The 13,625-nt window shown below is 72.4% G+C and carries 11 protein-coding genes; 9 read left to right on the top strand and 2 right to left on the bottom strand.

Going from position 1 to position 13,625, the window contains the following annotated elements:
- Positions 1-175: 175 nt before the first annotated feature.
- Positions 176-1,636, bottom strand: a complete 1,461-nt coding sequence (locus E1193_RS23020) for a CCA tRNA nucleotidyltransferase (RefSeq protein WP_132185271.1) — start codon at positions 1,634-1,636, stop codon at positions 176-178.
- Positions 1,637-1,761: 125 nt separating this feature from the next.
- Between E1193_RS23020 and murJ the strand changes: the two genes are divergently transcribed.
- The 7 genes from murJ (at position 1,762) to E1193_RS22985 (ending at position 10,205) form a co-directional block, all read left to right on the top strand.
- Positions 1,762-3,504 carry a murein biosynthesis integral membrane protein MurJ gene (murJ, locus tag E1193_RS23015; protein WP_132185270.1) on the top strand — a complete coding sequence of 581 codons (1,743 nt, stop codon included), beginning with the start codon at positions 1,762-1,764 and terminating at the stop codon, positions 3,502-3,504.
- 435 nt (positions 3,505-3,939) lie between these two features.
- Positions 3,940-5,550: a protein kinase family protein gene (locus E1193_RS23010; protein WP_132185269.1), complete on the top strand. Its 1,611-nt coding sequence runs from the start codon at positions 3,940-3,942 to the stop codon at positions 5,548-5,550.
- 43 nt (positions 5,551-5,593) lie between these two features.
- Positions 5,594-6,349, top strand: coding sequence for an RNA polymerase sigma factor SigM (sigM, locus tag E1193_RS23005; RefSeq protein ID WP_132185268.1), 756 nt, complete (start codon positions 5,594-5,596; stop codon positions 6,347-6,349).
- Entirely contained in the window at positions 6,346-7,359 is a 1,014-nt protein-coding gene (locus tag E1193_RS23000) for a hypothetical protein (protein ID WP_132185267.1), read from the top strand. Before sigM ends, E1193_RS23000 begins: the two co-directional genes overlap by 4 nt.
- Before the next feature lie 178 nt (positions 7,360-7,537).
- Positions 7,538-8,491 (top strand): thioredoxin-disulfide reductase, encoded by a 954-nt coding sequence (trxB, locus tag E1193_RS22995; protein ID WP_132185266.1) that lies wholly within the window; start codon positions 7,538-7,540, stop codon positions 8,489-8,491.
- 35 nt (positions 8,492-8,526) lie between these two features.
- On the top strand, positions 8,527-8,850 hold the full coding sequence (trxA, locus tag E1193_RS22990; protein ID WP_132185265.1) for a thioredoxin: 324 nt from the start codon (positions 8,527-8,529) through the stop codon (positions 8,848-8,850).
- Between the two features lie 197 nt (positions 8,851-9,047).
- Complete coding sequence (locus E1193_RS22985; RefSeq protein WP_132185264.1) at positions 9,048-10,205, top strand: N-acetylmuramoyl-L-alanine amidase; 1,158 nt, start codon at positions 9,048-9,050, stop codon at positions 10,203-10,205.
- 51 nt (positions 10,206-10,256) lie between these two features.
- Here the strand turns inward: E1193_RS22985 and E1193_RS22980 are convergent, their stop codons facing one another.
- Positions 10,257-10,922, bottom strand: coding sequence for a GNAT family N-acetyltransferase (locus E1193_RS22980; RefSeq protein ID WP_132185263.1), 666 nt, complete (start codon positions 10,920-10,922; stop codon positions 10,257-10,259).
- 289 nt (positions 10,923-11,211) lie between these two features.
- On the opposite strand from E1193_RS22980, the gene E1193_RS22975 reads away from it, so the two are divergent.
- Positions 11,212-12,522: a PLP-dependent aminotransferase family protein gene (locus E1193_RS22975; protein WP_132185262.1), complete on the top strand. Its 1,311-nt coding sequence runs from the start codon at positions 11,212-11,214 to the stop codon at positions 12,520-12,522.
- 7 nt (positions 12,523-12,529) lie between these two features.
- Positions 12,530-13,528, top strand: a complete 999-nt coding sequence (locus E1193_RS22970; protein ID WP_132185261.1) for a D-alanine--D-alanine ligase — start codon at positions 12,530-12,532, stop codon at positions 13,526-13,528.
- The last annotated feature ends 97 nt before the right edge of the window (positions 13,529-13,625 follow it).

Here is a 13,625-nt window from a genome sequence, read left to right as displayed (position 1 = left end):
GGGGTCGCCCGGCAAAGCCGGGCGACCCCCGTCGCGTCTGTCCGGTACGCCGTGATCTTTTCCAGATGCGACAGCCGGGGTTTTCCCCTGCGGGCGGCACGCCCGTTCGCGCCAAGGGGACGATCAGCGGCCGCCTACGGCCGCGCGAGTCGTGCCGGCGTCGCCGGGCCAGGGATCAGGAGATGACACCCTGCTCGCGGGCCCAGCGCAGCAACTCCGCCTCGGCCTCGTCGCGGTCCAGCGGGCCGCGTTCCAGACGCAGCTCCTTGAGGTGCTGCCACGCCTTCCCGACCACCGGCCCCGGCGGTACGCCGAGCAGCTCCATGATCGCGTTGCCGTCCAGGTCGGGTCGGACCCGGGCCAGGTCCTCCTCGGCGGCGATCCGGGCGATCCGCTCCTCCAGCGCGTCGTAGTCGGCGGCGAGCTGGGCCGCCTTGCGCCGGTTTCGGGTCGTGCAGTCCGACCGGGTGAGCTTGTGCAGCCGGGGCAGCAGGTCACCCGCGTCGGTGACGTACCGGCGTACCGCCGAGTCGGTCCACTCGCCGCGCCCGTACCCGTAGAAGCGCAGGTGCAGGCCGACCAGCTTGGCGACCTGCGCGGTGACCTCCTTCGGGTAGCGCAGCGCCTTCATCCGGGCCTTGGTGAGCCGGGCGCCGACCACCTCGTGGTGGTGGAAGCTGACCCGGCCGTCCGGGCCGACCGCCTTCGTGGCCGGCTTGCCCACGTCGTGCAGGAGCGCGGCCATCCGCAGGACGAAGTCGCAACCGTCGGTCTCGTACGACATCGCGTTGCTCACCACGGTGAGGGTGTGCTCGTAGACGTCCTTGTGCTGGGCGTGCTCGTCGATCTCCAGCTTCAACCCGGTCAGCTCGGGCAGGAACCGCTCGGCCAGCCCGGTGTCGACCAGCAGCCGCAACCCGGTGATCGGGTCTGCCCCGCAGAGCAGCTTGCTGAACTCGTCGCGGATCCGCTCGGCGGTGATCCGGTCCAGGTCCGTCGCCATCCGGGTCATCGCCTCGCGCACGTCCGGGTGGACGGCGAAGCGCAGCTGCGCGGCGAAGCGGGCGGCCCGCAGCATCCGCAGCGGGTCGTCGCCGAACGATTCCCGGGGCGTGCCGGGGGTGCGGATCACCTTGGCGGCGAGGTCGTCCAGGCCGCCGTACGGGTCGGTGAACCGGTGGTCGGGCAGGCTGACCGCCATCGCGTTGATGGTGAAGTCCCGCCGCTTCAGGTCGTCGGCGAGGTTGGTGCCGTACTCGACGATCGGGTTGCGGCTGACCTGGTCGTACGCTTCGGCGCGAAAGGTGGTGACCTCCAGCCGGAGCCCGTCGCGTTGGCAGCCGATGGTGCCGAACTCCCGGCCGGTCTCCCAGATCGACTCGGCCCAACCCTTGACGATCCTGATCGTCTCGTCCGGGTGGGCGTCGGTGCAGAAGTCGAGGTCGTCGCCGAGCCGGCCGAGCAGGGCGTCGCGGACGGATCCGCCCACCAGGTGCAGTTCGTGCCCGGCGTGCGCGAACCTGCGGCCGAGCTCGTCGGCGACCGGGGAGACGCGGAGCAGTTCGGCGACGGCGTTGCGCTGCGCGGCGGTGAGTTCGCGGCGGTCGGCGGCGTGGGGAGCGGAGGCTTCGGACATGGGATCGCCAGCCTATCGGGCCGGGGCGTGATCCGATCCGCCGGGCGCGGGTATGCGGCCGGGGTTGACTATGGTCATGGCGTGCGGGCCGGCGCCGGTTCCGACGTACCCCGGGGAGGCTGGAGATGAGCGGCGGGCTCTACCGCAGCGCGAACGCCGCGCAGGGAGGCGGCCCGCGGCCGGGTGACGACGCGACCTTCGTCTCGGCGGCGCCGATGAACCAGCCGGGCGTGGAGGCCACCGCGCCGCCGCAGGAGGTGGTGGCGGAGACCAGCGCCGCGGCGAACAGCGCGGTGATGGCGATCGGCAGCCTGGTCAGCCGGGGTACGGGCTTCGTCCGGAACCTGATGATCGGCGCGGCGCTCGGCAATCTGGTCGGCAACGTCTACACCACCGCGCAGTTCCTGCCGAACCAGGTGTACGAGTTCCTGCTCGGCGGCGTGCTGACCAGTGTGCTGATCCCGGTGCTGGTACGCCGCCGCAGGACCGACCCCGACCGGGGCGAGGCGTACGCCCAGCGGCTGCTGACCCTCGCGGTGCTCGCGCTGGGCGCCGCCGTGCTGATCGCTCTGCTGCTGGCGCAGGTGCTGACCACCCTGTACGCCGGCGGCAAGGACGAGGACTACACCGGGCTGGTCACCCACCTGTCGTACCTGATGCTGCCGATGCTGTTCTTCACCGGCGTGAGCGCGCTGATCGCCGCCGTGCTGAACACCCGGGGCCACTTCGCCGCCCCGATGTGGGCACCGATCCTCAACAACCTGGTGGTCATCGGCGTCTTCGGCCTCTACATCCTGGTCTACGGCGCGCGGGCGATCGAGCCGCAGGACATGGGCTGGGGGCAGATCCTGCTGGTCGGCGGCGGCACCCTGCTCGGTGTGGCGGTGCAGGCCGCCGGACTGCTGCCGGCGCTGCGCAAGGTGGGCTTCCGGTGGAAGCTACGGTTCGACTTCCGCGAGTTGGGGCTGCGGGAGCTGGCCCGGCTCGGCGGCTGGATGTTCTGCTACGTGGCGGTCAACCAGCTCGGCCTGTTCGTGGTGGTCAACCTGCTCACCCGGGCGGCGGGCGAGGACAGCGCCGGTCTGCTGATCTACAACAACGTCTTCCTGCTGCTGATGATGGCGCACGGCATCATCGCCGTCTCGATCATCACGGCGCTGATGCCCCGGATGAGCGCCGCCGCCGCCGACGGCCGGTTCCACGACGTCACCGCCGACCTGTCCCGCGGCACCCGGATGGTCACCGCGGTGCTCGCGCCGATCGCGGTCTGCTACGCGGTGCTGGCCGCGCCGATCTCGGTGGTGGTGTTCCGGTACGGCGCGTTCAGTGGCGACAACGCGGTGGCCACCTCGACGGTGCTGCTGGTCGCCGCGGTGGGGTTGGTGCCGTTCGCGATCAGCCAGCTGTTCACGTTCGCCTTCTACGCCCTGCCGGACACCCGAACCCCGGCGCTGGTGAACATGCCGGTGGTGGCGCTACGGGTGGCGCTCCAGATCGGGCTCTTCGTCGTCTTCTCGCCCGTTTTCGCAGCGGCGGGCATGATGATCGGCAACGCTGTCTCGTACGTGGCGGCAGCGGTGTTGTCGGCGCTGCTGCTGCGCCCCCGGGTGGGCCGGATCGGGCTCGGCCGGATCATGCGGACGATGGGCAAGGTGGTCGTCGCCGCGCTCGGCGCGGCCCTGGTCGGCCTGCTGGTGGTCGGCCTGCTTCCCGGCGATCCGACGAAGCTGAGCTGGCTTCAGGCGGCGGTCCAGTTGGTGGTCGGCGGGGCGGTGATCGGGGTGACCTACCTCGGCCTGGCGACGGTGCTGCGCATCGGCGAGATCACCGAGGTGGTCGGCATGGTCCGCCGTAAGCTCGGCCGCTGACCGGACCGCACCGGGCACACGCCACGGAGGGTAAACGAGGATCACCAGCCTGGGGACACGGCTGTGGATAACTCACCGACTCCCCGCTCACCTACCGGAAAGTCCTGTGGATAACCAACCGTACGGCCGAGCTTGGGGGGCCCGTTGGGCGGGAACCCGCGCGGCGTGGGCGGGCCGCCACACCCAGGCCGGCCCCTGCGGCGACTACTTGTGGTCAACCCGTAGATTGGCTAGTACATGTGCCAGCAACGTGGCTGACAGCGGTCGCAACCGGACGAGGTCGGCCACTCCCGGCACGTCGCCGCGGGCGGCGGGAAGATGACATGTCGGTATGACGGGCAGTCCAGGTAAGGTCGCTCTGGACGGACACGGCAGGTGGCCGGCGCCCACGTCGACCCGCCGGCCGGTTCCATCGAAGGCAGAGCGGGAAGCCACATGCCCAGCAGCGCGGGTCCATCGATCGACACGATCACCGAGGGAGGACGGGTGACCCAGGTCGGCGAGGGTCAGGAGGCGGAAGAGTCCGCACCGGTCATGACCTTCGGTGCTCCCACGGCCGGTGAGATCCTCGCCGAGCGGTACGAGCTGGTCGAGCACATCAACAACGACAGCGCCGGGCGGCTCGTCTGGCGAGGGGTCGACGTCGTGCTACGCCGTCCGGTCGCGGTGGTGCTGCGCTACCCCGGCGGCGACTCCGCCACCGAGATGCTCCAGGCCGCGGTAGCCGCCAGCCGGGTCATCCACCCCAACCTGGTCGGCGTCTACGATGCCATCGACGAGAGCGAGCGGGCCTACGTCGTCCGCGAGTGGGTCGACGGGCGTTCGCTGCGCGAGCTGGTCGCCGAGGGTCCGCTGGACCCGGCCCGCGCCACCGCGATCGGCAACGCCGTGGCCAGCGCCCTCGCCTCCGTGCACGCCACCGGCATGGTGCACGGCAACGTCCACCCCGGCACCGTGATGATCAGCGACGACGGCCGGGTGGTGCTGGCCGACGCCCGCACCGACTGCGCCGACAGCCAGGAGAACGACGTTCGGGCGGTCGGCGGCATCCTCTACTTCGCCCTCACCGGGCACTGGCCGCACGCGGAGGCACCGCTGCGCGGCGCGACGGCGGGGCACGGCCGGGCGGCCATCGTGGACGCGGTCCGTGACGCCAGCGGCTCCATCGCCGCGCCCCGGCAGGTTCGGGCGGGTGTGCCGGCGTACCTCGACGACCTCACCATGGATCTGCTCGACGCCGAGATCGCCCCGCCCGCCTCGGACGTGCTCGCCGCCGAGCTGAGTCGCCTCGACGTCCCCGCCGAGGACCACTTCCTCGACCAGACCGGCACGATCCGGTTCACCGCGGACCCGGGCGACGAGCCCTCGCCGCTGGCGGCGGCCGGTGGCCGGAAGGTCGCGATCGGCATCGCCGGCCTGCTGGCGGTCGCCCTGGTCGGCCTCCTCGTCGGCATCAGCGTCTTCGGCGGCGGCGAGTCGCCCGACACCCAGCCGGTGGCCCAGCCGTCGGCCAGCGCCCCGGCCAGCGGCGACGCCAGCTCGCCCGCCGCGCGGGTCGGTCCGCTCACCATCAGGGACGTCCGGATCATCGACCCGGGCGGGGATCGCGGCGAGCTGCGGAACGCCGAGCGGGTGATTGACGGCGACGAGGACAGGGGCTGGGAGACCCAGACCTACCAGAACTCGGGCAAGTTCGGGAACCTGCCCGGGAAGACCGGCATGGGGGTCTGGATCGACCTGGGCGAACCACACTCGGTCAAGTCCCTGCGCGCGGTCCTCTCGTCCACCGGCGCCTCCGCCGAGCTGCGGACGGGCAAGGCCGACTTCCCGTCCAGCTCCTCCGGTGACAAGCAGCTCGTGGCCGCCTACTCCAACCGGATCGGGCAGCCGTTCGAGGGGCACGACGGCACCACGATGACCTTCAACGGGTTCAACCCGGAGGAGAAGTACCAGTACCTGCTCTTCTGGATCACCGAGCTGCCGGAGAAGGAGAGCGGCGACGGCTGGAAGCTCGGCGTCCAGGAAATCACGGTCCAGGGCTCGTGACCCGTCCGCCGCGATCCCGGTGCCACCTCGTCCGGACGTGGTGATGACCGGTCGCGGCGGGCGTACGCCCGATCCGGTGCCCGACGGCCCTTCACCCGCCGGACCGTCGGTCGCCGAGGCGTCCGACCTCGAACTGCTCCGGGCCCATGTCGCCGGTGATCGGGCCGCCTTCACCGAGCTGTTCCACCGGCACCGGGACCGGCTCTGGGCGGTGGCGCTCCGCACCCTCGGCGACCGCGAGGAGGCCGCCGACGCCCTCCAGGACGCGCTCCTGTCCGCCCACCGGGCCGCCGCGCGGTTCCGGGGCGACTCGGCCGTCACCACGTGGCTGCACCGGATCGTGGTGAACGCCTGCCTGGACCGCATCCGCCGCCGCCAGGCCCACCCGACCGTCCCGCTGCCCGACGGCACCCGCACGGAGGACGGCACCGGCGGTGTCGAACCGGCCGCCCCGGCCACCGACCACGACACCGCGCTGGTGGTCCGGGAGGCCCTGGCCACGCTCCCGGCCGAGCAGCGGGCCGCGCTCGTCCTGGTGGATGTCCAGGGTTACCCGGTGGCCGAGGTGGCCCGGATCCTCGGCGTGGCCGAGGGAACGATCAAGAGCCGCTGCGCCCGGGGCCGGGCCCGGCTGGCGGTGCAGCTCGGACACCTGCGGACCGGGGTAGACCCCACCACCTCGGGCGCCCGCTCCGACCGGGACGTGCCGGGGGTCACCTTGGGGAACCCACAGGCCCCGGAGGGCGTCGGATCGGGGTCGGGGCGCACCCGGCGGGACGCCAACCAGGAGGAAACGTGACGACCGGGGAGTTCAGCGGGGTCGACCAAGACCTGCTCGCCGACTACCTCGGCGGGGCGCTGCACGGCACCCCGGAGGAGGCGGTCGTCGCGCGGCTGGTCGAGGAGGATCCCGCCTGGGTCGACGCGTACGCCGCCCTGGCCGGCGCACTCACCCGGGTGAGCGCCGACCTCGCCGACCTCGCCGAGCCGGCCCCGCAGATGCCGCTGGCGGTCGTGGACCGACTCGCCGCCGCCCTCGCCGGGGCGGGGCCGGCTCCCGCCGTCGGACCCGACGGTGCGGTGCCCGGTGACCCGCTCGACGCCGCCTGGACGAGCGTGCCGGCGGAGAGCCGATCCGACACCGGACGGTCCGCCGGCTCGGTCTTGCCCGCCCAGGGCGGTCGGGCGACCCCGCGTACCTTGGCTCCCCGGCGGGACGACGCGAGCGGGCCGGGCCGGCGTCGCCGGCGCTGGACGCGGCTCGCCGCCCCGGTGGCGGTCGCCGCCGCCTCGCTCGCCGTCATGGGGCTGGGCGTCGAGCACCTGCTCGACCGCTCCGGCGCCGGGGACGCCGACACGGCGGTCGCCGGCGGAGCCGCCGCCGATCGGGCGCCGTACCGGGTGGTCGACGAGCCGCAGCACAGTGGAGTCGACTGGACGCCGGAGACGCTGGCCGACGGCACCGCCGCGAGCGTGCGGCCGCTGGCCAGCCCACCCTCCGAGCTCACCCCACGGGAGAGCCGCCCCGGTGAGAGCGCCGTCCAGGGCGGTCGGCTGGCCGGGCCCGGCAACCTGGACCGGCTCGGTGAACCGGCGGCGCTGGAAGCCTGCCTCGGCGAGGTGTCCGCCGAGCACGGGAGGGGGCCGATCACCGTGACGCTGGTCGACTACGCCTCGTTCCGGGGAAAGCCGGCGCTGGTGCTCCGGTTCGCCGATCCGACCGGGGAACGGTGGGTGTGGGTGAGCGGGGCCGAGTGCGGCGTGCCGGGGTCCGGCGCGGACACCCGTTACCAGGCGCGGGTAGGGTGAGGCCGCGTTCGCCGGTCGTCCGCCGCCGCGTGACGTGACCCACCGGACGACCGGCTCGGGAATCTCCGCTTCGTACGATGACGTTCTGCAAGTCAGTCGCCGGCGTCGCTGAGTCGTCGGCACTCGGGATCGACATCGGTGCGTCGCCGATGCCGAACACACACATCGGGAGACGGCAGTGGACGAGGTCCGCAACCTGATCATCATCGGCTCCGGGCCGGCCGGCTACACAGCGGCGGTCTACGCCGCGCGCGCCAACCTGAAGCCACTCGTCATCGAGGGTGTGCAGTCCGGCGGCGCGCTGATGACCACCACCGAGGTGGAGAACTTCCCCGGTTTCGCCGACGGCATCCTCGGCCCCGAGCTGATGGACAACATGCGAAAGCAGGCCGAGCGGTTCGGGGCGGAGTTTCTCACCGACGACGTCACCCGGGTCGAGCTGAAGGACACCGGCAAGGTGGGCTCGGACGCGGTCAGCACCGTCTGGGTGGGCCAGACCGCCTACCGGGCGAGGGCCGTCATCCTGACCACCGGTTCGGCCTGGCGCCCGCTGGGTGTGCCGGGGGAGCAGGAATACCTGGGCCACGGCGTGTCGTCCTGCGCGACCTGTGACGGGTTCTTCTTCCGGGGCCAGCACATCGTGGTGGTGGGCGGCGGTGACTCCGCCATGGAGGAGGCCAGCTTCCTCACCCGCTTCGCCGAGTCGGTCACCATCATCCACCGGCGGGACTCTTTCCGGGCCAGCAAGATCATGGCGGACCGGGCGCTCGGCAACGACAAGATCAGGGTCGAGTGGAACACCACCGTCGAGGAGATCCTCGGTGCGGACGGCAAGGTCAGCGGGGTCCGGGTCCGCAACGTGCACAGCGGCGAGACCAAGGTGCTCGACGTGACCGGCGTCTTCGTCGCGATCGGCCACGACCCGCGCAGCGAGCTCTTCCGGGGCCAGGTGGAGCTGGACGACGAGGGCTACGTGAAGGTTCAGGCTCCGAGCACCCGGACCAGCATCCCGGGAGTCTTCGCCGCCGGTGACCTGGTCGACCACACGTACCGGCAGGCGATCACGGCCGCCGGCACCGGCTGTGCCGCGGCCCTCGACGCCGAGCGCTTCATCGCCACGATCCAGAGCTGAACAACCGAGAACGAATTTTGAGGAGGAGGGTCTGAGTGGGAGCAACCAAGGTCGTCACCGATGCGAACTTCGCCACCGACGTGCTGAAGTCCGACAAGCCGGTGCTGGTGGACTTCTGGGCGGAGTGGTGCGGGCCGTGCCGTAAGGTCTCGCCGTTGCTGGAGGAGATCGCGGGCGAGATGGGGGACAAGGTCTCCATCGTCAAGCTCAACATCGACGAGAACCCGGAGACCGCCCGCGCCTACCGGGTGATGTCGGTCCCGACCCTCACCGTCTTCAAGAACGGCGAGCCGGTGCAGTCGATCGCCGGCGCCAAGCCCAAGGGCGAGCTGGTCCGGCTGATCGAGTCCGCGCTCTGAGCCGTCGCACCACACGGTCCCCGTACCCGATGGGTACGGGGATCACGTCTTTCCGGGCTCTGACCTGCGCGAACCGCTGACCTGGACAGGACCGGCCACGGTACGCTCCGTAAGCATCCGTTGGGCAGAGAGCACCTTTCGCCGCAGTCCCGGCGGGCGTGTCCGCCACGCCCTGCCAGCAGCAGAGGGGGTCGTGCGTGCGTCCGATCCGACCCGGTGACCGTGGGCCGGCCGTGGCGGAGATCCGCAGGATCCTCACCGGTCTCGACCTGCTCCCCCCGTCAACCGACGGCGCGTTCGACGGGGCCACCGAACGCGCCGTGCGGGCCTTCCAGCAGTCCCGAGGGCTCAGCGTCGACGGGCGGGTCGGCGCGGAAACCTGGCGGGCCCTGGACGCGGCACGCTGGCGGCTGGGCGCCCGCACGCTCTACCACGCGGTGCCGGAACCCCTCTGCGGCGAGGACGTCCGGTCACTCCAGGAACGCCTGCTGGAGATGGGGTACGACGTGGGCCGCGCCGACGCCGTCTACGGCATCCGCACCTCCCGCGCGGTGGCCCAGTTCCAGCGCGAGGTCGGGCTGAAACCGGACGGCGCCTGCGGGCCGCACACCATGGACGCGCTGCGCCGACTCGGGCGCAAGGTGGTCGGCGGCCGGCCGCAGTGGCTGCGCGAGTCCGACGCGATCCGGCAGTCCGGACCGACCCTGGTCGGGCGGACGGTGGTCATCGACCCCGGCCACGGCGGCACCGACCCTGGAGTGGTGGTGCCGGACGGGCCGCTGCGCTGGACCGAGGCGGAGTTGGTGCACGACCTGGCCAGCCGGCTGGAGGGCCGACTCGCCGCCGCAGGCGTACGGGTGCAGCTCACCCGCGGCCCGGCCCCCGGCAGGTGCCTGCCCGACACCGAACGCGCGCAGTTGGCCAACGCCCTCGGCGCGGACGTGTTCCTCTCGCTGCACACCGACGGGCACGCCAACCCGGAGGCGGAAGGTGTCGCCACCTACCACTACGGCACGGACAACGGCGTCACCTCCACCACCGGGGAGCGGTTGGCCGGGCTCGTCCAGCGCGAGATCGTCGCGCGGACCGGGCTACGGGACTGCCGCACCCATGCCAAAGCCTGGGACCTGCTCCGGCTGACGAGGATGCCGGCGGTCCGGGTCGAGATCGGCTATCTCACCTCGCCACGGGACCGGGAACGACTGATCGATCCGCGCTTTCGGGACCGGGTCGTGGAGGCGATCGTGGCGGCCGTGCAGCGGATGTTCTTCCCCGTCGAACGGGACGTGCCGACCGGCTCGATCGACGTCAGCGAGCTGCGCGCGGTGGTGGCCGCCGGCGCGGTGGTCGACTGACCGTACGGCTCGCCGGCCGCACCGCCGCCGCCTGCCGCGGTCAATGCCGGCTCAGCCGGCGGTTCGGTGGGTTACCGGGGCCGGCCGGACCGGACGGAGCAGCGTCTCCGGGCTCATCGAGCCGAGCAGCTTCTCCAGCGCGTACTCGACGTCCGACTTCCAGCTCAGCGCCGTCCGCAGTTCCAGGCGCAGCCGAGGGTAGCGGGGATGCGGGCGGACCGTCTTGAAGCCCACCGACAGGAAGAAGTCGGCCGGGGCGACACAGGCCCGGGACTCGCCCGCGTCGTCGCCGAACTTGGCGTCACCGAACGCCTCGATCGCCTTGATGCCCCGCTTGGTCAGATCCCGGGCGACCCCCTGCACGAGCATCCGGCCCAGCCCGCCCCCGGCGAAGGCCGGCACCACGTTCGCGGTCATCAGCAGTGCCGCGTCAGCGGAGACCGGGGATGTGGGGAAGGCCATCGAGCGGGGGACGTAGGCGGGCGGGGCAAACATGACGAACCCGGCCGGCATGCCGTCGACGTACGCCAGCTTGCCGCAGGAACCCCACTCCAGCAGCGTCTGGGAGACCCACGCCTCCTTCTCCAGCCCTGGGTCGCCTGCCGCGCAGGCCCGGTCCGCGGAGACCGGGTCCAGTTCCCAGTACACGCACTCACGGCACGGGCGGGGCAGGTCTTCCAGGGTGTCCAGGGTCAAACTGACCAGGCGTCGCGACATCGGTGGGCCCCCACAGTAGGCTCGGGGGTGGAACCGGCGCGGCATGCCGCCGTCCTGCCCCCCGACGAGCGATCGTACGCCGACCACCGGCCGTGCGGGAGGGGACGCGCGAATGCCCACCTGAGCCGGTTGTGACCGGTCCGGCATGTGGACGTACCCGAAATCACCGGTCCACGGGCGGCGGAAGCGGACTAGGATCGAGCGACCGGCGTCCCGCGCCGTCATGGTGGCCGGCGCTGCGGGGACCCAGCGGGCAGGAGCCCGACCGACACCCGATCGAGGTGATGTCATGACCGGCACGACGCTCGACGACTACACCGACCGGTACGCCCGGCGGGTCCGGGGGATGACCGCATCGGAGATCCGGGCCCTCTTCGCGGTGGCCAGCCGGCCGGAGGTCGTCTCGCTGGCCGGCGGGGCACCCTACATCGCCGCGCTGCCGCTGGACGCGGTCGGCGAGATGCTCGGCAAGCTCGGCTCCGAGCAGGGCGTCACCACCCTGCAGTACGGCATCGGCCAGGGTACCCTGGAGCTGCGGGAGCGGATCTGCGAGGTGATGGCCCTCTCCGGCATCGACGCGTCCTGCGGCGCCTCGCCCGAGGACGTGGTGGTGACCGTCGGCGGGCAGCAGGCGCTGGACCTGGTGGCCCGCCTCTTCCTGGACCCGGGGGACGTGGTGCTCGCCGAGGGGCCGACGTACGTGGGCGCACTCGGGGTGTTCCAGGCCGCCCAGGCCCAGGTCGCGCATGTGCCGATGGACGACGAAGGGCTGGTGCCGGAGGCGCTGGAGGTCGCGATCGCCGACCTGGCCCGCGCCGGCCGGCGGGTGAAGTTCCTCTACACCATCCCCACCTACCAGAACCCGACCGGCGTGACGCTGAGCGAGGAACGTCGCGAACGGGTGCTCGACATCTGCGAGCGGGCCGGGCTGCTGGTGGTCGAGGACGACCCGTACGGCCAGCTCGGCTTCGAGGGGGAGGCCCCCGCGCCGCTGCGGGCCCGTCGCCGTGACGGGGTCTTCTACCTGGGCACCTTCTCCAAGACGTTCGCGCCCGGGCTGCGGGTCGGTTGGATCCTCGCCCCGCACGCGGTCCGCGACAAACTGGTGATCGCCAGCGAGGCGCAGATCCTCTGCCCCAGCGGCTACGCCCAGGCCGCCGTCGCCACGTACCTGTCGACCATGCCGTGGCGGGAGCAGCTGAAGGTCTACCGGGAGGTCTACCGGGAGCGGCGGGACGCCCTGCTCACCGCGCTGGAGGACCTGATGCCGGAGGGCACCACCTGGACCAACCCGGGTGGCGGCCTCTTCGTGTGGGCAACCCTGCCGGCCGGGCTCGACGCCAAGGCGATGATGCCGCGCGCGATCGCCGCCCGGGTCGCCTACGTCCCGGGTACCGGCTTCTACGCCGACGGCTCCGGCGCGGGCAACGTCCGGCTGAACTTCTCCTTCCCCCCACCGGAGCGGATCCGGGAGGGCGTCCGCCGGCTGGCCGGGGTGATGGAGCAGGAGATTGCCATGCGCCGGGTCTTCGGGCCGGTCCCCGCAGCCGGCCGGCGCCGGCAGGGCGGTGCGGACGTGCCCGGCCCTGACTTGGCATGATTCGGGCATGGCTGACACACCTGCCGACCGATCCCCCATGACCGGCCCCACCGTCAACGCCGACCTGCACGTGCTCGTGCTCGCCGGCGGCCTCTCCTACGAGCGGGACGTCTCGCTGCGGTCCGGCCGCCGGGTGCTCGACGCGCTCCGCGCGATCGGCGTCGAGGCGGAGCTGCGGGACGCCGACGTGGCGCTGCTGCCCGCGCTCACCGCCGACCCGCCGGACGCCGTCGTGATCGCGTTGCACGGCGCCACCGGCGAGGACGGTTCGCTGCGTGGCGTGCTCGACCTGTGTGGCGTGCCGTACGTCGGCTGTGACGCCCGCGCCTCCCGGCTCGCCTGGGACAAGCCGTCCGCGAAGGCGGTGCTGCGGGAGAACGGCATCCCGACTCCCGACTGGGTGGCCCTGCCGCACGACCGTTTCTCGGAGCTGGGTGCGGTGGCGGTGCTGGACCGGATCGTGGACCGGTTGGGGCTGCCACTGATGGTGAAGCCGGCCCAGGGCGGGTCCGGCCTGGGTGCCGCGGTCGTCCGGGACGCTGCGGCCCTTCCGGCAGCGATGGTGGGTTGCTTCGCGTACGACTCGACGGCGTTGGTCGAGCGGTACGTGTCCGGCATGGATGTGGCGGTCTCCGTGGTCGACCTGGGGAACGGGCCGCAGGCCCTCCCGCCGGTGGAGATCGTGCCCCGCAACGGCGTGTACGACTACGCGGCCCGCTACACGGCCGGCCGAACCACCTGGCACGCCCCGGCCCGGCTGGACGCCTCGGTCACCAAAACGGTCACCGAGGTGGCCCTGGCCGCGCACCGGGCGCTGGGCCTGCGGGATCTCTCCCGGGTCGACCTTATCGTCGACGCCGACGGTCGACCGCACGTGCTGGAGGTCAACGTCTCGCCCGGCATGACCGAGACGTCACTGTTACCGCTCGCCATCCAGGCGGCCGGGCTGGACTTCGGGAAGGTTCTCGGCTCGTTGGTCAGCCGGGCCGCCGCCCGGGTGTCCTGACGCGGCTTCCGCCATTTCGGCCCCTGGTCCCGTCCTGGCTCTCTCGCCCGTCCTGGCCCCGCCCCGTCCACCGGGATCAGGGCAGGGTGGGTAGTAG

It is taken from the genome of Micromonospora sp. KC606 (assembly GCF_004348675.1).
GTDB lineage: Bacteria > Actinomycetota > Actinomycetes > Mycobacteriales > Micromonosporaceae > Micromonospora.
Note: the sequence above shows the minus strand (reverse complement) of the source record. Positions and strands in the feature narration are given on the sequence as shown.